This window comes from Aeromonas sp. AE23HZ002T15 (genome assembly GCF_054165525.2).
This window is the reverse complement of sequence record NZ_CM201342.1, coordinates 535,277-553,731: the sequence shown is the minus strand read 5'-3', so window position 1 is coordinate 553,731 and position 18,455 is coordinate 535,277. Positions and strand designations below refer to the sequence as shown.

General features: G+C 63.8%; 16 protein-coding genes. All 16 read right to left on the bottom strand.

Features of this window, described 5'->3' with window-relative positions:
• Window positions 1-28 precede the first annotated feature (28 nt).
• Entirely contained in the window at window positions 29-1,492 is a 1,464-nt protein-coding gene (gene nuoN / locus ACT5M9_RS02410) for an NADH-quinone oxidoreductase subunit NuoN (RefSeq protein WP_457978238.1), read from the bottom strand.
• 102 nt (window positions 1,493-1,594) lie between these two features.
• A complete protein-coding gene (gene nuoM, locus ACT5M9_RS02405; RefSeq protein WP_457978240.1) occupies window positions 1,595-3,109 on the bottom strand; it encodes an NADH-quinone oxidoreductase subunit M in 1,515 nt (504 codons plus the stop codon).
• Between the two features lie 82 nt (window positions 3,110-3,191).
• On the bottom strand, window positions 3,192-5,039 hold the full coding sequence (gene nuoL / locus ACT5M9_RS02400; RefSeq protein WP_457978242.1) for an NADH-quinone oxidoreductase subunit L: 1,848 nt from the start codon (window positions 5,037-5,039) through the stop codon (window positions 3,192-3,194).
• Window positions 5,036-5,344: an NADH-quinone oxidoreductase subunit NuoK gene (nuoK, locus tag ACT5M9_RS02395; protein WP_010675036.1), complete on the bottom strand. Its 309-nt coding sequence runs from the start codon at window positions 5,342-5,344 to the stop codon at window positions 5,036-5,038. Before nuoK ends, nuoL begins: the two co-directional genes overlap by 4 nt.
• Complete coding sequence (nuoJ, locus tag ACT5M9_RS02390; RefSeq protein ID WP_438548404.1) at window positions 5,341-5,892, bottom strand: NADH-quinone oxidoreductase subunit J; 552 nt, start codon at window positions 5,890-5,892, stop codon at window positions 5,341-5,343. The genes nuoK and nuoJ overlap by 4 nt, the downstream gene beginning before the upstream one ends.
• Before the next feature lie 10 nt (window positions 5,893-5,902).
• A complete protein-coding gene (gene nuoI / locus ACT5M9_RS02385; RefSeq protein WP_438548403.1) occupies window positions 5,903-6,445 on the bottom strand; it encodes an NADH-quinone oxidoreductase subunit NuoI in 543 nt (180 codons plus the stop codon).
• 90 nt (window positions 6,446-6,535) lie between these two features.
• Window positions 6,536-7,501 carry an NADH-quinone oxidoreductase subunit NuoH gene (gene nuoH / locus ACT5M9_RS02380; RefSeq protein ID WP_438548402.1) on the bottom strand — a complete coding sequence of 322 codons (966 nt, stop codon included), beginning with the start codon at window positions 7,499-7,501 and terminating at the stop codon, window positions 6,536-6,538.
• Complete coding sequence (nuoG, locus tag ACT5M9_RS02375) at window positions 7,498-10,227, bottom strand: NADH-quinone oxidoreductase subunit NuoG (protein ID WP_457978245.1); 2,730 nt, start codon at window positions 10,225-10,227, stop codon at window positions 7,498-7,500. The genes nuoH and nuoG overlap by 4 nt, the downstream gene beginning before the upstream one ends.
• Window positions 10,228-10,291: 64 nt before the next feature.
• Window positions 10,292-11,677: an NADH-quinone oxidoreductase subunit NuoF gene (gene nuoF / locus ACT5M9_RS02370; RefSeq protein ID WP_438548400.1), complete on the bottom strand. Its 1,386-nt coding sequence runs from the start codon at window positions 11,675-11,677 to the stop codon at window positions 10,292-10,294.
• Window positions 11,674-12,240, bottom strand: a complete 567-nt coding sequence (gene nuoE, locus ACT5M9_RS02365; protein WP_457978247.1) for an NADH-quinone oxidoreductase subunit NuoE — start codon at window positions 12,238-12,240, stop codon at window positions 11,674-11,676. Before nuoE ends, nuoF begins: the two co-directional genes overlap by 4 nt.
• Before the next feature lie 64 nt (window positions 12,241-12,304).
• A complete protein-coding gene (gene nuoC, locus ACT5M9_RS02360; protein WP_457978249.1) occupies window positions 12,305-14,110 on the bottom strand; it encodes an NADH-quinone oxidoreductase subunit C/D in 1,806 nt (601 codons plus the stop codon).
• A gap of 2 nt (window positions 14,111-14,112) precedes the next feature.
• Complete coding sequence (locus ACT5M9_RS02355) at window positions 14,113-14,787, bottom strand: NuoB/complex I 20 kDa subunit family protein (RefSeq protein WP_042640748.1); 675 nt, start codon at window positions 14,785-14,787, stop codon at window positions 14,113-14,115.
• Between the two features lie 29 nt (window positions 14,788-14,816).
• Window positions 14,817-15,221, bottom strand: a complete 405-nt coding sequence (locus tag ACT5M9_RS02350) for an NADH-quinone oxidoreductase subunit A (protein ID WP_438548397.1) — start codon at window positions 15,219-15,221, stop codon at window positions 14,817-14,819.
• Between the two features lie 302 nt (window positions 15,222-15,523).
• Window positions 15,524-16,402 carry a flagellar motor protein MotB gene (locus ACT5M9_RS02345; RefSeq protein ID WP_438548396.1) on the bottom strand — a complete coding sequence of 293 codons (879 nt, stop codon included), beginning with the start codon at window positions 16,400-16,402 and terminating at the stop codon, window positions 15,524-15,526.
• Window positions 16,377-17,135 carry a flagellar motor protein gene (locus tag ACT5M9_RS02340; protein ID WP_438548395.1) on the bottom strand — a complete coding sequence of 253 codons (759 nt, stop codon included), beginning with the start codon at window positions 17,133-17,135 and terminating at the stop codon, window positions 16,377-16,379. Before ACT5M9_RS02340 ends, ACT5M9_RS02345 begins: the two co-directional genes overlap by 26 nt.
• Before the next feature lie 341 nt (window positions 17,136-17,476).
• Window positions 17,477-18,160, bottom strand: a complete 684-nt coding sequence (locus ACT5M9_RS02335) for an alpha/beta hydrolase (protein WP_457978251.1) — start codon at window positions 18,158-18,160, stop codon at window positions 17,477-17,479.
• Window positions 18,161-18,455: the final 295 nt, after the last annotated feature.

Genomic DNA, 18,455 nt, shown 5'->3' with positions numbered 1-18,455 from the left:
GGGCCGGTTTTGCAGGGCTGACTGCTTGTCAGCGCAAGACCACGTTCTGGAAGCCCTGCACCAGGCTGATGACCGGCTGGGGGTAGATACCCAGTGCCACCACCAGGATGGCGGAGAGCAACACCACCAGGCCACCGGAGGAGAAGGCCCAGTCGGCGGTAGCATCGCGCAGTTGCATGCCGGGTTCCCTCAGGTAGAGGGTGATCATGACGCGCAGGTAGTAGTAGAGCCCCAGGGCGCTGCCGAGGACGATGGCGCCGGAGAGCCACCACAGCTGCGCCTCGACGGTGACGCCGATGAGGTAGAACTTGCCGATGAAGCCCAGGGTCATGGGGATACCCGCGAGCGACAGCATCATCACCGTCATCACCGCCGTCAGGTAGGGGCGCTTCCAGAACAGGCCGCGGTAGCTGTGCAGGGAGTCCGCATCCTTGCCGCGGTAAGGGCTGGACATCATGCTGATGACGCCGAAGGCCCCCAGGCTGGTGAAGAGGTACATCAGCAGGTAGACGCCCGCCGCTTCCACCGGGATCTGGCCGAGGCGGCTCGCCACCACCACCGCCAGCAGATAGCCGAAGTGGGAGATGGAGGAGTAGCCCATCATCCGCTTGATGTTGGTCTGGATCAGGGCCAGCAGGTTTCCGATGACGATGGAGATGACTGCCATGGCTGCCAGCAACCAGTGGATCATGGGATCCGAGGTGGCCGGCACCGCCAAGTAGAAGCGCAGCAGCACGCAGAACACGGCGATCTTGCTGACGGTGGCCAGGAAGGTCGCCACCGGTGCCGGGGCCCCTTCGTAGACGTCCGGGGTCCAGAGGTGGAAGGGAGCCAGGGAGAGCTTGAAGGCAAACCCGACCAGCATCAAGCCGAAGCCGCCCATCAACAGCGGATGGTGCGCCGGGCTCTGGGCCAGGGTCAGGCCGAGGTCGCTGAAGCTGAGGCTCCCCGACTGGGCGTAGAGCAGCGCCATGCCGAACAGCAGGAAGGCGGTGGCGGTGGCGGAGAGCACCATGTACTTGATGCTGGCCTCCAGAGAGTGACGTTCACGGTAGGCATAACCCACCAGGCCGAACATGGGCAGGGTCAGCATCTCGATCCCGATGAAGAGGGACGCCAGGTGATGGGAGCCCGCCAGCACCAGGCCACCGGCGGTAGCGATCAGCAGCAGCAGGTAGAACTCTTCCCGGTTGTCCGGGTAGCCCTTGAGCCAAGAGCGGCCGAAGGTACAGGTGGCCAGGGCACCGATCAGTACCAGCCCCATGTAGAAGACGGCGTAGCTGTCCACCTGCAGCAGGGGAGTGACCCCCTGATCCCCCTGCGCCATGACGATGGGCAGGGAGAAGAGGGCCAGGTTCAGACCCGTGATGGTCACCACGAAGGCGGTGTCATCGCAGCGTTTCCAGGCGATGGCCAGCATCAGGGCCACCATGGCCCCGGTAGTCAGCAGCAGCGGCAGCAGGGCCAGCAGTTGCGCGGCAGTGAACGTCATGAGAGTGCTCCTGTGGCCAGCGGCCATGACGGCAGTTGAGAGGCGATAAGCGTCATGAGAGTGCTCCTGACGTGGACAAGGACGACGAAAGAGAAGGCATCATCACAGTGCTCCTGTGGCCGGCAGCGCATACCAGTGCAGCACGCTCAAGAGGCTGCTGCTGGCGGTATCCAGCACCGGCTGGGGATAGAGGCCGAGCAGCACCAGCAGGCCGGCGATAGTCAGCATCATGGCGAGCTCCCGCTTGTCCAGCCCCTTGAGGACCTTTTCGTCCTTGGGGGCGCCGAAGCAGGCGCGCTGCAGCATGATGAGGGAGTAGACCGAGGCCAGCACCAGGCCGAAGGTGGCGATGATGGTCATGATGGGGGCCACCTGGAAGCTGCCGATGAGGATCAGGAACTCGCCGATGAAGTTGCCGGTTCCCGGCATGCCCAGGGAGGCGACCGAGAAGAACAGCATCACGCCGGGCAGGTAGCGCAGCCGTCCCCAGAGGCCACCCATCTGGCGCAGATCCCGGGTGTGCAGGCGTTCATAGAGTTGACCGCACAGGATGAAGAGGCCGGCGGCGGAGAGGCCGTGGGCGATCATCTGCACGACCGCGCCCTGCAGGGCCAGCTCGCTGCCGGAATAGATGGCGATCATCACGAAGCCCATGTGGGAGATGCTGGTGTAGGCCACCAGACGCTTGATGTCGGTCTGGGCAAACGCCAGCAGGGCGCCGTAGACGATACCAAACAGACCAAGCCCCATGGCGTAGGGGGCGAAGGCGGCGGAGGCGTCGGGGAAGAGCGGCAGGGTGAAGCGCAGCAGGCCGTAGGCGGCGGTCTTCAGCAGGATGCCCGCCAGGTCCACGGAGCCCGCGGTCGGCGCCTGGCTATGGGCATCCGGCAGCCAGCCGTGCAGGGGCACCAAGGGCATCTTGACCGCGAAGGCGATGAAGAAGCCCAGCATCAGCAGCCACTGCACGCCCATGCTCATGGGGGTGCTCAGCAGATCCTGATAGTTGAAGGTGAAGACGCCGGTGGCGCTGTGGTGGGTCAGCACCAGCCCCAGGATGGCGACCAGCATGATGAGGCCGCTCGCCTGGGTGTAGATGAAGAACTTGGTGGCCGCGTTGATGCGGGACTTGCCGTCGGTGACCGAATGACCCCAGAGCGCGATCAGGAAGTACATGGGGACCAGCATCATCTCCCAGAAGAAGAAGAAGAGGAAGAGATCCACCGCCATGAAGACGCCGAGCACACCACCCAGGATCCACAGCAGGTTCAGGTGGAAGAAGCCGATGCGCTGCACGATTTCCTTCCAGGAACAGAGGATGGCCAGCACGCCGATGAAGCTGGTGAGCATCACCATCAGCAAGGAGAGGCCGTCTACCGCCAGGTGCAAGGAGATGCCGAAGCGGGGGATCCAGGGCAGTTGCCACTCCGCCGCCCAGACCGGGATGCCGGGGTTGGCCAGGGAGAAGTCACTCCCAAGCCAGATGGCACCGGAGAGCAGCAAGCAGGCGCCCATGGAGAGCAGGGCGACCCAGCGGACGAACTGCCCGCCGAGGCGCTCCATCTGCCAGCAGATCAAGCCGCCGATAAAAGGAATTAACAAGATCCAGAGTAAGGTCACGATATCAGCTCTCGTCTAGGTTCTAGTTCTAATGGGGCAGGCACCTGGCCTGCCGCAGAGTGTTGTCTCATGTCGCGCACCCTCAGCCGAGCAGCAGCAGGGCCAGGATCAGGGCGGCGCCCATCCCCATGGAGGCCGCGTACCAGCGCAACTTGCCGGAGACTGTCCAGGCCAGCAGCTGGTGGCCCGCCTGGGCCAGCACGGCGGGCAGGTTCATCGCCCGATCCAGAGGATCCTTGCCAAGCAGCCGGGTCACCAGCAGGTAGGGCTTGACCCAGAGCAGGTCATAGAGCCAGTCAAAGCCCCAGGCGTTGAACCAGAGGGTGCTCAGCAGACGGCCGGGGGCGCTCTCTGCGATACCCTTGGCCAGACGACGCTCGCCGAGGAACAGGAAGGCGGCGAGCGCGATACCTGCCACGGCGATGACGCCGGAGAGGATCTCGAGGCTGTGGCGCCCCTCTTCGATGTGATCCCCCGGGCCCGCCGGCAGCACACCGGCCAGCGGCGGCGTGATCCAGGCACCGACCGCGGTGGAGAGCACCAGCAGCACCAGCAGCGGCAGCTGGTGGGCCAGGCCGTGACCGGCGTGGGCCTCGGTCTGCGCCTTGCCGTGGAAGGCGATGAAGATCAGGCGGAAGGTGTAGAGGGAGGTCAGGAAGGCCCCCACCAGACCCGCCCACAGCAGGGCGCTCTGGCCACTGGCCTGTACCTGCCAGAGGATGGCGTCCTTACTGTAGAAGCCGGCGGTCACCAGGGGCAGCGCGGCCAGGGCCGAGCCCCCCACCAGGAAGCAGGCATAGACCAGCGGCAGGCTCTTGCGCAGGCCCCCCATCTTGAAGATGTTCTGCTCGTGGTGGGTCGCGACGATGACGGCACCGGCGGAGAGGAACAGCAGCGCCTTGAAGAAGGCGTGGGTCATCAGGTGGAAGATGGCCCCTTCCCATGCGCCAACGCCGAGGGCCAGGAACATGTAGCCGATCTGGCTCATGGTGGAGTAGGCCAGGATCCGCTTGATGTCGGTCTGCACCAGGGCCGCGAAGCCCGCCAGCACCAGGGTGATGGCACCCACCATGGCCACCAGATGCAGGATCTCGGGTGCCAGCAGGAAGAGGCCGTGGGTACGGGCGATCAGGTAAACCCCCGCCGTCACCATGGTGGCCGCGTGGATCAGCGCCGAGACCGGGGTCGGACCCGCCATGGCGTCTGCCAGCCAGGTCTGCAGCGGCAGCTGGGCGGATTTGCCGACCGCGCCGCCGAGCAGCATCAGGCAGGCGAACGACAGGGCAGGGGAGCCTTCGGCAAACATGGCCGGGGCACGCACCAGCAGCTCCTGGATGTTGAGGGTGCCGAGCTCCCGATAGAGCACGAACAGACCGATAGCGAGGAAGACGTCACCGACCCGGGTCACCACGAACGCCTTGAGGGCGGCCGCGCCGTTGGCGGGGTTGCGGTAGTAGAAGCCGATCAGCAGGTAGCTGCACAGCCCTACCCCTTCCCAGCCGAGATAGACGAACAGCAGGTCATCGGCCAGCACCAGGAACAGCATGCTGGCGATGAAGAGGTTGGTGTAGGTGAAGAAGCGGGAGTAGCCCTCTTCCCCACGCATGTACCAGGAGGCGAACAGGTGGATGAAGAAGCCCACCCCGGTCACCACCCCCAGCATGGTGAGCGACAGCCCATCCAAGGAGAGGCGGAAGGCGGGCTGGAACTCGCCCACCGACATCCACTGCCACAGGGTCTGGGTGTAGACACCGCCTTCCGGCGTGTGATTGAGGAAGTCGAACCCGACCCAGATCGTGGTCAGGGCCGACAGGCCTATACTGCCGACGCCGATGAGGGCCGAGGTGCGCTCACCGAGGCGGCCGATGGAGAAGGCCAGCAGCAGCCATCCCAGCAGCGGGAACAGGAAAGTCAGGTATAGGAGGCTCATCCGCGCATCTCGCTCACAGTGTCCACGTTCAGGGTGTGGTAACGACGATAGAGCAGCAGTAACAGGGCGAGGCCGATGCTGGCCTCCGCTGCCGCCAGAGAAATCACCAGTATGTACATGATCTGGCCATCGGCCTGGGCCCAGCGGCTGCCAGCCACCACGAACGCCAGGGCGGACGCATTCATCATGATCTCGATACTCATGAGGATAAACAGCAAGTTACGACGAATAAGCAGGCCGCACAGACCGATGGCGAACAGGATGGCCGCCAGCAGAAGACCGTGCTCCATAGGGATACCACTCATTGCTGACCTCCTTCTTGGTTCGGTTGCGGGGCGGTTTTCGGGACGGAGAGCACTTCCCCGCGCTTGTCCTCACGGCCCAGGTGATAGGCGGTGACCAGACCCGCCAGCAGCAGGATGGAGGCGAGCTCCACCGCCAGCACATAGGGGCCGAACAGGGCGATGCCGACCTCCTTGGCGCTGACATCGGTCAGCCCAAGCTCGCCGCCGGTCACCCCGAGGATGCCGTGGGCCAGGAAGCCGAGCAGGATGAGGGAGAGCAGGGCGGGACCACCCCAGGTGGTGGGGGTGAGCCACTTCTTCTCCTGATCCTGGGCGCTCCCCAGGTTCAGCATCATCACCACGAACACGAACAGCACCATGATGGCGCCGGCGTAGACGATCACCTGCAGGGCGCCCGCGAAGGAGGCACCCAGGCAGAAGAAGATCATGGCCACGGCGATGAGGGAGATGATGAGGTTGAGCAGCGCGTGCATGGGATTGCTGGTGCTGATCACCCGCAACGTGCTGTAAATGGCGACCAGGGCCGCGGCATAGAATGCCAGTTCCATGAATGACTCCTCAGGGCAGCAGGCTCTTGACATCGATGGGCTTGGCTTCGTTCTCGGCATCCCCTTTCGGCTTGCCGTCGATGGCCATCCCGCTCATGCGGTAGAAGTTGTAGTCCGGGTATTTGCCGGGGCCGCTGATCAGCAGGTCTTCCTTCTCGTACACCAGATCTTGGCGACGATACTCCCCCATCTCGAAATCCGGGGTGAGCTGGATGGCGGTGGTGGGGCAGGCCTCCTCGCACAGGCCGCAGAAGATGCAGCGGGAGAAGTTGATGCGGAAGAACTCCGGATACCAGCGGCCGTCGTCACGCTCCGCCTTCTGCAGGGAGATGCAGCCGACCGGACAGGCCACGGCGCACAGGTTGCACGCCACGCAGCGCTCGTCGCCGTCGGGATCCCGGGTCAGTATGATGCGGCCGCGAAAACGGGGGGCCGCATAGACGGCCTGCTCCGGATAGCTCAGGGTCTCGCGGGGGCGCCAGGCATGGGAGAACACCATCCCCAGGCTGCGCAATTGGGTACCAACACCCTTGATAATGCTCGTAATCTTCATAGGTGCCTCACTGCACATTTATCAGCACTGGCGTCTGCCCGGTTCGGGGTCGCAGACGGCCTCACAGTCGTCATATCCATATCGGCCTTGTTACGCATTCATCAGCACCACGGCGCCGGTGACCAGCATGTTGAGCAGGGTCAGCGGCAGGCAGACCTTCCAGCCAAAGGACATCACCTGGTCGAAGCGCGGGCGGGGCAGGGAGGCCCGCAGCAGGATGAAGAACACCATGAAACAGGCGGTCTTCAGGGCGAACCAGATGAAGGGGGGCAGCCAGGGGCCGTGCCAGCCACCGAAGAACAGGGTCACGATGAGGGAAGAGATCAGCACGATGCCAATGTATTCGCCCACGAAGAACAGACCCCATTTCATGCCCGCGTATTCGATGTGGTAGCCGTCGGCGAGCTCCTGCTCGGCCTCCGGCTGATCGAACGGATGGCGGTGGGTGACGGCGACGCCGGCGAACAGGAAGGTGACGAAACCCAGGATCTGGGGGATCACGTTCCACATGCCGGCTTGCGCCTCGACGATGTCGCGGAGGTTGAAGCTGCCGGTCTGGATGACTATGCCCATGAGGGACAGGCCGAGGAACACCTCGTAGGAGAGGGTCTGGGCCGAGGCGCGCAGGCTGCCGAGCAAGGAGTACTTGTTGTTGCTCGACCAGCCGGCGAACAGCACGGCATAGACCGCCAGCCCCGCGATGGCCAGGATGTAGAGCAGGCCCACGTTGAGGTCCGCCACGCCCCAGGTGGGGGTGATGGGGACCACCGCAAACGCCAGAATGAAGGCGGTGAAGGCGATGATGGGGGCCAGCACGAAGATCCGGCGATCCGCGAACGGCGGGATCCAGTCCTCCTTGAAGAACATCTTGACCATGTCGGCCGCCAGCTGCAGCAGGCCGAAGGGGCCAACCCGGTTGGGGCCGTAACGGTCCTGCCAGAGGGCCAGCAGACGGCGCTCGATGAAGCTCATGAAGGCGCCGGCCCCCACGATCCCCACCAGCACTATCAGGGCCTTGCCGATCTCAATCAGCAGATCGATCAGGGAGTCGCTCATGCGATGACCTCCTGCAGGTTATCGATAAGGGCGTGATGCAGGGCGGTCGGCAGACCGTTCACCCCGAGTGGCAGCCCGAGCAGCCCCTGGGCCAGCTTGTCACTCAGGTGCAGGCGCAGACGCCAGTGGTTGCCACCCCAGGAGAGGGCGACCTGACTGCCGGCATTGAGAGAGAGACGGTTGGCGTCCGCCGGATTCAGTACCAGGGTGGATTCCGCCATGCGGGCCTGGATGACCGGGCTCTTGGCGGAGAGCTCCTCGGCGCCGAACAGCTGATCGTAACTCACCACCCGCAGGGCCGCCTGGGCGCCGAAGGGGGCGGGGATGCTATTGAACCAGCCCAGGCTATCCTCGCCCGGTTCCAGCAGACGGCGACCGGGGTCCCCGGCACGCAGGTTGCCACCCACCTCGTCCTGAAACTTGTTCCAGGCAGAGGGCGAGTTCCAGCCCGGCGCCCAGGCGAAGGGTACCTGTTGCAGGGGTTGGCGGGCACCGGCGTAGCCTTCCATGGAGAAGGCGAACGGTGAGTCGGGATCTTGCGCGACCCTGGGCTCGCTCACGTTCTGATCCGCCAGCATGGAGGTACGGCCGCTGTAGCGGTGTGGCTCGCGGGCGAGCTTCATGCCACGGATGCGCAGGCCGGCGTTGGGGGCGGCTTCGCGCATGGTGTTGAGCAGCAGGGCGCTGGCGGCGCAGGCCGCACTCACCTCGTCGAAGGTGTTCCAGCGCAGGGGCTTCCTGTCCAGCACCCCTTGCAGGGCGGCCAGCCAGCGCCAGCCTTCGCGCACCTGGATGTCGGCGTCGTAGAAGGCGGGGGCATAGACCTGGAAGAAGCGCTGGGCGCGGCCTTCCATGTTGATGAGCGTGCCGTCCGCCTCGGCGAAGCTGGCGGCGGGCAGTACCAGGCCGGCCTTCTGGGCGGTGGCGGTGTCCTGATGATCCACCACCAGCAGGTGTTGCAGGCGCTCGAGGGCCGCATCCACCCGGCTGCGGGGGGCGCGGCGGTAGAGATCGTTCTCGAGGGCGATGAGGGAGAGGGAGTCCTCTCCTTCGATGCGGGCAAGGGCGGCCTCCAGCGGGGCGGCGTCCTGGGCCAGCATGGCCAGACCCAGGCTGTTGGCCTCTTGCGCCACCAGGGCGATCTCCACGGCCTGACCGCGGCCCTTGAGGGCGCGGGCTATGTTGCTGGCCGCCTCGAGCAGGGCCTGGGAACGGGCACCCGAGCCTGCGATGATAAGCGGCTTCTTGGCGTTGCCGAGCAACTCGGCCCACTGGGCGGCCAGGGCCTGCTGCTCGGGGGAGAGGTCAGTCAGGGCCGGGGCCGAGCCGTCCAGCAGGTGCGCGATGGCGAAACCGAGGCGCGCCTGATCCGCGTGGGGGGCGTGCAGAGTGCCGCTCGCCACGTCGTCGAGGCGGGTGCTGTCCAGGCTGGTGATGAGCAGCGGGTAGCGCTCGTTCTGACCCAGGGTCTGCACAGCGGCAACCTGCCAGAGATCCACCTTCATCTTGCGGGCGATCTCGCGGGCCTTGCCCTTGACCGCCTGGCGCAGGGCCAGGGCGATGCGGGCGGCGGTCTGGGTGACGTCCTCGCCGAGCACCAGCACGGCGTCGGCCTCTTCCATGTCACGCAGGCTCGGGGTACGTACGCCGCCGTGCTGCAGGATCTGCAGCATCTTCTGCAGGCACTCCCATTCGCTCTGCTCAACGCCGCTGTAGAAGTTGGCGGCGCCCACCAGTTCGCGCAGGGCGAAGTTGCTCTCCAGCGAGGCGCGGGGGGAGCCGATGCCGATGACGCCGGCGCTGGTACGCAGGGCATCGGCAGCGCGGTTCAGGGCGCCGTCCACCGTGATGGCGAGCCTGTCACCGCCGTCCCGCAGCAGGGGTTGGCGGGGGCGCTCGGCCAGATTGACGTGACCGTAGCCGAAGCGGCCGCGATCGCACAGGAAGTAGTGGTTCAGGGCGCCGTGGTAGCGGTTCTCGATGCGGCGCAGCTCGCCGTAGCGCTCACCCGGGCTGATGTTGCAGCCGACCGAGCACCCTTGGCAGATGCTGGGGGCGAACTGCATGTCCCACTTGCGGTTGTAGCGCTCGGAGTGGGTCTTGTCGGTGAAGACGCCGGTGGGGCAGACCTCCACCAGGTTGCCTGAGAACTCGCTCTCCAGGGTGCCGTCCTCGACCCGACCGAAGTAGACGTTGTCGTGGGCGCCATAGACCCCGAGATCCTCGCCGCCCGCGTAGTCCTTGTAGTAGCGGACGCAGCGATAGCAGGCGATGCAGCGGTTCATCTCGTGGCTGATGAAGGGGCCCAGATCCTGGTTCTGGTGGGTGCGCTTGGTGAAGCGGTAGCGACGGCTGTTGTGGCCCGTCATCACCGTCATGTCCTGCAGGTGGCAGGCGCCCCCCTCTTCACACACCGGGCAGTCGTGGGGGTGGTTGGTCATCTGCCACTCCACCACGCACTTGCGAAACTCTTTCGCCTCCTCGTCCTCGATGGAGATGTAACTGCCATCGGTGGAGGGGGTCATGCAGGACATGACCAGGCGGCCGCGCTTGTCGTCGGCATTCTGATACTGCTTGACCGCACACTGGCGGCAGGCGCCGACGCTACCGAGCGCCGGGTGCCAGCAAAAATAGGGGACGTCCAACCCTAAAGACAGACAGGCTTGCAGCAGGTTGTCTGCCCCGTCTACCTCGTACTCTTTACCGTCTACATGAATGGTGGCCATACAGCTTCCCTGACTTCAATTAGATAAAACGTGCAGCGCAATGCGCGTCGCCGAGTAACGGCCGTTACCAGCGCTCGCTCAGCAGATTGGGTTGGATCCCCTTGAGCAGCTTGCGATTGTCCCCATGGCCTTTGACGCCGGCCTCGAATTCGGATCTGAAATACTTCATCGCACTGCCAAGGGGCTCGACGGCCCCGGGCGCATGGGCGCAGAAGGTCTTGCCCGGGCCGAGGAAGTTGCACAGCTGGGCCAGGGTGTCGAGATCGCCGGGTTGACCCTCGCCCCGTTCCAGCGCCCGCAGCAGCTTGACGCTCCAGGGCAGGCCGTCACGGCAGGGGGTGCACCAGCCACAGGATTCCCGGGCGAAGAACTCCTCCATGTTGCGCAGCAGGGAGACCATGTTGATGCTGTCATCCACCGCCATGGCGAGGCCCGTGCCCATGCGGGTACCGACCTTGCCGATGCCACCCGCATACATCTGGGCGTCCAGGTGCTCGGGCAGCAGGAAGCCGGTACCGGCGCCCCCCGGCTGCCAGGCCTTCAGGCGATAGCCGGGCTTCATGCCGCCGGCGTAGTTTTCAAACAGTTCGCGGGCCGTGATGCCAAAGGGCAGCTCCCACAGTCCCGGGTTGTTGACCTTGCCGGAGAAGCCCATCAGCTTGGTGCCGTGATCCTCCGAGCCCGGCAGCGCCAGCCCCTGGTACCAGGCCACGCCGTTGCCGATGATGGCGGGTACGTTGCACAGGGTCTCGACGTTGTTGACGCAGGTCGGCTTGCCCCAGACGCCGGAGACGGCGGGGAAGGGGGGCTTGGCGCGCGGGTTGGCGCGGCGCCCTTCCAGGGAGTTGATGAGGGCCGTCTCCTCGCCACAGATGTAACGGCCAGCGCCGGTGTGGACGAACAGCTCGAAGTCAAAGCCCGAGCCCAGAATGTTCTTGCCGAGCAGACCCGCTGCCTTGGCCTCTTCCACCGCACGGCGCAGGTGGGCGGCGGCGTCCACGTATTCACCGCGCAGGAAGATGTAGCCCCGGTAGGCCTTGAGGGCCCGGGCCGAGATGATCATCCCCTCGATCAGCAGGTGGGGGAGCTGCTCCATCAGCAGCCGATCCTTCCAGGTGTTCGGCTCCATCTCGTCGGCGTTGCAGAGCAGGTAACGGATGTTCATGCTCTCGTCTTTGGGCATCAGGCCCCACTTCACCCCGGTGGAGAAGCCGGCGCCGCCGCGGCCCTTGAGGCCCGCATCCTTGACGGTGCTGACGATCTCGTCAGGGCTCATCTGGCCCAGCGCCTTGCGGGCGGCCTCGTAGCCCTGCTTGGACTGGTACTCCTCCAGCCAGACCGGCTGACCGTCGTCCCGCAGACGCCAGGTGAGGGGATGAGTCTCGGCCGCACGGGCGATGCGGTTGGCGGTGCCGAGGGAGGCGAGACGCTTGGTGGGCTGCAGGCTCATGGGTAGGCCTCCAGGGTCTTGAGCAGGCTGACGGCATCGAGGCCGCCATAGGTGTCGTCGTCTATCATCAGCGCCGGCCCCTTGTCGCAGTTGCCGAGGCAGCAGACCGGCAGCAGGGTGAAGCGACCGTCCGCCGAGGTCTGGCCCGGAGCCAGGTTCATCACCTCTTTGAGGCCGGCCAGCAGCTGCTCGTGGCCATTGATGTAGCAGACCATGCTGTCGCAGACGCGAATGATGTGGCGACCCACCGGCTGGCGGAAGATCTGGCTATAGAAAGTGGCGACCCCCTCCACGTCGCTGGCGGGGATGCCGAGCTCGGTGGCGATGGCATGGATAGCACCGTCCGGTACCCAGCCGCGGGCCTGCTGCACTATCTTGAGCGCTTCTATGCTGGCGGCACGGGGATCTTCGTAGTGATGTATCTCATGCAAGATGGCCTCGCGCTCGGCCTGGCTCAGGACGAAGCCGTCCTGTTGCCCGGGGACGAGTCCGTCTCCCTTGCCCTGACACTGGCCTTGTCCCGCTGGGGATGAGTTGTTTTGGCACTGACATTGTTGGCTCATGACTTGACCTTCTGTCGCTTATTCTTCTTGTCCCGTCGCGCCCCCCTGGGGGCACGGCGAGGACTTAACGATCTACATCCGACATAACGAAATCGATACTGCCCAGGTAGACGATGAGATCCGACACCATCTGGCCGCGGATCACCGAGGGGATCTGCTGCAGGTGGGCGAAGCTCGGGGTGCGGATCCGGGTCCGGTAGCTCATGGTGGAGCCGTCGCTGGTCAGGTAATAACTGTTGATCCCCTTGGTCGCCTCTATCATCTGGAAGGACTCGGCGGCCGGCATGACCGGGCCCCAGGACACTTGCAGGAAGTGGGTGATCAGGGTCTCGATGTCCTGCAGGGTGCGCTCTTTGGGCGGCGGCGTGGTGAGGGGGTGATCCGCCTTGAACGGGCCTTCCGGCATGTTCTTCATGCACTGCTCTATGATGCGCATGCTCTGGCGCATCTCCTCGATGCGCACTAGGGCGCGATCATAGGCATCACCGTTGGCGCCGACCGGCACCTCGAACTCGAACTGATCATAGCCGGAATAGGGGCGCCACTTGCGCACGTCGAAGTTGAGGCCGGTGGCGCGCAAACCGCCCCCAGTGGTGCCCCAGGCCAGGGCCTGCTCGGTATTGTAGGCAGCGACGCCTATGGTGCGACCGCGCAGAATGCTGTTGCGCATGGCGGCCTTTTCATACTCCATCAACCGCTTGGGCAGCCAGCTCAGCAGGTTGTCCTGGATGAGGCGAGCCCAGCCCTGGGGCAGATCGTGTGCCACGCCGCCGATGCGGAACCAGGCCGGGTGCATGCGCGCGCCCGTGATGGCCTCGATGATGGTGTAGATCCGCTGGCGGTCGGTGAAGGTGAAGAAGACCGGGGTCATGGCCCCCACGTCCTGGATATAGGTGCCGATGAACAAGAGGTGGCTCTGGATGCGGAACAGCTCCGCCAGCATCACCCGGATCATGTCGACCCGGTTGGGCACCTTGATACCCGCCAGCTTCTCGACCGCCAGCACATAGGGCAGGTTGTTCATCACGCCGCCCAAGTACTCGACCCGGTCGGTGTAGGGGATGTAACTGTGCCAGGACTGGCGTTCGCCCATCTTCTCGGCACCACGGTGGTGATAGCCGATGTCGGGCACGCAGTCGCGGATCTCTTCCCCGTCGAGCTGCAGCACCAGGCGGAAGGCACCGTGGGCGGAGGGGTGGTTCGGCCCCAGGTTCAAGAACATGTAGTCTTCGTTCTCGTTGCCCCGGGCCATGCCCCACTCTTCGGGCTTGAACAGCAGGTTGTCCTGCTCCTGATCCTGTTTGACCGCATCGAGCATGAAGGGATCGAACTCGGTGGCCCGCGCCGGGTAGTCCTTGCGCAGGGGGTGACCCTGCCAGCTCTTGGGCATCATGATGCGGGTCAGGTGGGGGTGACCGTCGAAGGTGATCCCCATCAGATCCCACACCTCCCGCTCATACCAGTTGGCGTTCGGGAAGTGGCGGCTGACGGTGGGCAGGTTGAGATCGCCCTCCTTGAGGGGCACCTTCAGCATCACGTCGGCGTTACGGTCGATGGAGATGAGGTGATAGAAGACGGTGAAGTCGCTCTCGGGCAGGCCGTGGCGTTGGCTGCGCATCCGCTCGTCGGTGGCGCTGAGATCGAACAGCATCACGAAGGGAGAGGGGAGCTTGCGCAGGAAGCCCATCACGTCCAGCAGCAGCTCGCGGGAGAGCCAGATCACCGGCACACCGGTGCGGGTGCTCTGGACGGTGAAACGCTCGGCGCCGAAGTGGGCGAACAGCTCACCGACCACCTGGGCATCGGCATGATCGGAAGGTTGCCACTGGGCCATGGTGTAGTTATTGGGGAATTCTCGAGTCAGTTTCATGGTCAGATCTCATCCGGCGTGCGCAGGTTGGTGACGTTGATCCGCTCGCCGCGCTTGCGCTCCTTCTCGGCCTGCATCTGGGGACGGTAGATCCCCTGATCGCCGACCACCCAGGAGAGAGGGCGGCGTTCCTTGCCGATGGAGTCCTGCAGCAGCATCAATGCCTGCAAGAAGGCCTCGGGACGAGGCGGGCAGCCCGGGATATAGACGTCAACCGGCAGGAACTTGTCCACGCCCTGCACCACGGAGTAGATGTCGTACATGCCGCCCGAATTGGCACAGGCCCCCATGGAGATGACCCACTTGGGTTCGAGCAGCTGTTCATACAGGCGCTGGATGACGGGCGCCATCTTGATGAAGGGGGTGCCAGCGATCACCATGAAGTCCGCCTGTCGCGGTGAGGCCCGGATGACCTCGGCGCCGAAACGGGCCACGTCGTGGGGGGAGGTGAAGGCGGTACACATCTCCACGTAGCAGCAGGAGATGCCGAAGTTGTAGGGCCAGAGGGAGTTCTTGCGACCCCAGTTGACGGTGTCTTGCAGCACCTCTTCGAGGCGCCCGATCATGATGCCCCGCGAGGCCTCTTGGGCTAGGGGATCCTCGACGGTCTGGCGCTGTTCCTGGGGGTAGCGCTCAACGGGCGCATCCGGGTCAATCCGGGTCAGGGTGTACTTCATGGTGCAACCTCAAAGGGATAATCGGTAAATCAGTCTGGCTTCTTGTCAGTCAGGACAGGTTTCTTCGGTGCCCAGTCGAGGGCCCCGATGCGCCACAGGTAGATGAGCCCGACCAGCAGCAGGGTGATAAAGATGGCGGCTTCGATGAAGCCGACCCAGCCGGTCTCCCGCACGGAGACGGACCAGGCGAACAGATAGAGTGCCTCGACGTCGAAGATGACGAAGAACATGGCGACCAGGTAGAACTTGGCGGAGAAGCGCAGACGGGCATTGCCGACGGAGTCGACACCGGATTCGAAGGGTTTGTTCTTGGCGCGGCCGTAGGCTCGACCTCCCAACAGGGCGGCGAGACCAATCATGGTCAGGCAGATACAGATGGCCCCAATGACATAAACAGCAAAGGCCCAATGCTGGACAGCAATATCAGCAAACATATAGGTTTTCCCTAACCGAATTAATCATGTGACTTAACAAGGGTGTTACGTATTATGCCACTTCCGTACTGATTTACATGTCATTTCAAAGGATTAATTATTAATCAGTGGGAGGAAAATCGTGTTTTGCTAGCGAGGTCAATTTTCTCATTTGAGAATCATTTTCAATCGCTTTTACGAGAGGGCGGATTGAGTTGATTTGGCGGAAAAATAAACTAATCGGAAAAACGAACAACCCCGCATGGCGGGGTTGTTCACTCGATGGATATTAACATCCTGATCACATGGTGTTCGTGTGCTGATCAGGGTTTGAGCAGGGGGAGGGACTGCTCGGCGGCATTGCCCTGGGAGAGCACTATCTCCACCCGCCGGTTCGCCTGACGGTGGGCCGGGGTGTCGTTGGGATAGCGAGGTTGGGTATCGGCGGCCCCCTGTGCCACCACCCGGCGGGAGTCCAGCTTGGGGTTGGTGAGCAGGGTGTGCACTATGGTGGCCGCCCGCAGCACCGACAGCTCCCAGTTGTTGCGATAGAGTTCCACCGGCGCCTGGGAGTTGTCGGTATGACCGGTGACGACCACCTTGCCGGGGATGTCCGCCAGCACGTCCGAGACCTTGTTCACCAGGGGGATGAACTGGGGCTGCAGGAAGGCGGAGTCTGCTGGGAACAGGGTCTGCTCACCGATGCGGATCACCAGCTGGCTGCCGAGCTGCTCCACCTCGATCTCCTTGGATTCGATCTGGCTCTTGAGCTGCTGTTCCAGCTTCTGCTTGGTGGCGACGGCCCAGTCCTGCTCCTTGGTCTTGTGGGGCCAGGATTCGGTCGCTGTAGGCTTCTCCGAGGCACCTATGGTCTCGTTGAAGGGATCCGAGGCGGCGGCCGGGGTCTGGGTGTCCAGCACCTGCTCCTTCTGGGAGGTGCCCGGGGTGGTCTTGGACTCGGGCTCCAGGATGCCGGTGCCCCCCTGCATCACCGGGGAGCCGGCGGGCATGGAGATGAGGCCGATCTTGCCAAGGGATTCGATGAAGCCCTGGATCAGCACCCGGGTCTCCGACTGCTTGGCCATGGCGAAGGAGTAGAGCACCACGAAGAGGGCGAACAGCAGGGTCATGAAGTCGGCATAGGAGACCAGCCAGCGTTCATGGTTCTCCGGTGCCTCAGCCTTTTTCTTTTTGGCCACCATGACCTCCAAGGTAGGGTTCAAGGGTCACTTGCAGCCGCTGTTGGGATTCACCGTCCACGATGCAGAGGATGCCGGTCAGGGTCATCTCCTTGTAGTGGCGGATCTGGTGGGCGAAGCCTTTGTAGCGGTTGCCGAACGGCAGGAAGATGAGGTTGGCGGCACCGACCCCGTAGATGGTGGCGACGAAGGCCACCGCGATGGCGCCCCCCAGCTTGTCCGGCTGATCGAGCAGTCCCATGGCGTGGATCAGGCCGAACACGGCGCCGACTATGCCCATGGTGGGGCAGTAACCCCCCATGGCCTCGTAGAATTTGGCGGTCTGCTCGAGATCTTCCTGCTCGAACTCTATTTCGTTTTCCAGCACCTCGTGGATCTTGGTCTTCTCATAGCCGTCGACCATCATCTGCACCCCTTTTTGCAGGAAGGGATCCTTGATGTCGTCGATCATGCCCTCCAGGGCCAGCATGCCGCTGCGCCGTGCGTTGCCCGCCAGGGTCTCCAGCAATTGGGCCTGCTCCAGCATGTCGATGCGCAGCGGGCTGATCAGCCACTTGAAGCGTTTGAACGTCTTGCCGACCACGGAGAAGGGGAACTGGGTCAGGGCGGCGCCCACGGTTCCTCCGATCACGATGAGGAAGGCGGGCAGATCGAGAAGGGCGCTGGGATGACCCCCCTCAATCAGGTTGCCACCCAAAATGGCTGCCAAGGCTAACAGCAAACCGATCAGACTCATGTGTCCATGTCCCTATGCGTTGAATGTGGCTAGTGTAGCCACTTAACTATCAGTTTTTCAAAATGAAATCCAATCGATGAGCAATATCGGACGGCTCGAAATCATGGATCCGTCTCTCCTGTTTCGGCCAAGGTGGCGGGATCATGAGGGCCTTGATGGGGCGAGTGGTAGTGTGCGTTTGACACCAGTCACTGAGGAAGAGGCCCTAACAGGGGATAGGGCCAGGGAGGAGAGGTCAAAACCTGTGATCGACCTGGTCAGGCTGCGGAGCCTGTCCGTGCCAGCGGATCCCCGAGTCCCCCTGGGGCGCCGCGGGGATCCACCGATCTCCTTCAACCAGCCTAGCTGGCCGCCTCCGCGATGAGGGATGCCACCTCGTCCGCTCGCGAGGCGAGGGAGGCATGGCTGGCCGCCAGCGTCACCGTCTTGCGCGGTGCGATGCGCGACGCCATTTTTTGCTGATTGTCCGGGTGGATCATGCGATCTTCGCTGGATATCTGATACCAGCTTGGTTTTTTCTTCCAGGCCGGCGCCGTGATGTTGTTGCCAAAGGTGCCCCCCAGCGGCGCCTTCTGGGTCACCGCCATCACCAGCGCCTCCTCCGGGGTCAAGTCCTGGCAGAAACTCTCGTGAAACTTGTCCGCCACTATCCAGAGGTAGCCGTCGCTGTCGGGCGCTATGTTGGCCATGGCTGCGGGCGGCAGGCTCTGGGTGAGGGCGCCCGGGCTTTCGCCGGCATCCGGGGCGAAGGCCGCGACATAGACCAGGCCGATCACGTTGGGCAGGTTGCCCGCCTCCGTGATGACGGCCCCGCCGTAGGAGTGGCCGACGAGCAGCACAGGACCGCTCTGCTGGGCCACCATCTTGCGGGTTCGCTCGGCGTCATCGGCCAGGGAGGTGAGGGGCAGCTCCACCGCCTTCAGCTTGGTGAAGCCCCGCTGTGATAACGCCACTATGACCTTGCCCCAGTGCGCCGCGCCGCCCCAGAAGCCGTGCACCAGGACTATGGTGGGTTGCTCGCTCATCGCTTTATCTCCTGTTGAATAAAGGTGTGATCGCCAGGAGGCAGCCGGGCTGATGCCGAAGGCTTCCCTCCATGGGCGACCAAAAGCATAGCTCCTGGGCGAAGCCTCATCGGCTTGCCTGAGGGATCCGCCACAGATGGCGCCTTGGGAAGGTGGTTGGCTAAGGCAGGGAGAGGTAGAGAACGGGCAGGGAAGAGGAGGGTAATAAGGGCCGGGGAAGGGGGCTATGTCAGCGGGAGAGAGCCGGAAAGCAAAAAACCGACCCTGAGGTCGGTTTTTCTAATTTGGCGGAGTC

Coding starts and splice junctions, on each gene's coding strand:
- nuoI (WP_438548403.1), bottom strand. CDS start 6,445: ATGAAGATTACGAGCATTATCAAGGGTGTTGGTACCCAATTGCGCAGC.
- nuoN (WP_457978238.1), bottom strand. CDS start 1,492: ATGACGTTCACTGCCGCGCAACTGCTGGCCCTGCTGCCGCTGCTGCTG.
- nuoH (WP_438548402.1), bottom strand. CDS start 7,501: ATGAGCGACTCCCTGATCGATCTGCTGATTGAGATCGGCAAGGCCCTG.
- nuoG (WP_457978245.1), bottom strand. CDS start 10,227: ATGGCCACCATTCATGTAGACGGTAAAGAGTACGAGGTAGACGGGGCA.
- ACT5M9_RS02335 (WP_457978251.1), bottom strand. CDS start 18,160: ATGAGCGAGCAACCCACCATAGTCCTGGTGCACGGCTTCTGGGGCGGC.
- nuoK (WP_010675036.1), bottom strand. CDS start 5,344: ATGAGTGGTATCCCTATGGAGCACGGTCTTCTGCTGGCGGCCATCCTG.
- nuoF (WP_438548400.1), bottom strand. CDS start 11,677: ATGAGCCTGCAGCCCACCAAGCGTCTCGCCTCCCTCGGCACCGCCAAC.
- nuoC (WP_457978249.1), bottom strand. CDS start 14,110: ATGAAACTGACTCGAGAATTCCCCAATAACTACACCATGGCCCAGTGG.
- nuoE (WP_457978247.1), bottom strand. CDS start 12,240: ATGAGCCAACAATGTCAGTGCCAAAACAACTCATCCCCAGCGGGACAA.
- ACT5M9_RS02340 (WP_438548395.1), bottom strand. CDS start 17,135: ATGAGTCTGATCGGTTTGCTGTTAGCCTTGGCAGCCATTTTGGGTGGC.
- nuoJ (WP_438548404.1), bottom strand. CDS start 5,892: ATGGAACTGGCATTCTATGCCGCGGCCCTGGTCGCCATTTACAGCACG.
- nuoL (WP_457978242.1), bottom strand. CDS start 5,039: ATGAGCCTCCTATACCTGACTTTCCTGTTCCCGCTGCTGGGATGGCTG.
- ACT5M9_RS02350 (WP_438548397.1), bottom strand. CDS start 15,221: ATGTTTGCTGATATTGCTGTCCAGCATTGGGCCTTTGCTGTTTATGTC.
- ACT5M9_RS02345 (WP_438548396.1), bottom strand. CDS start 16,402: ATGGTGGCCAAAAAGAAAAAGGCTGAGGCACCGGAGAACCATGAACGC.
- ACT5M9_RS02355 (WP_042640748.1), bottom strand. CDS start 14,787: ATGAAGTACACCCTGACCCGGATTGACCCGGATGCGCCCGTTGAGCGC.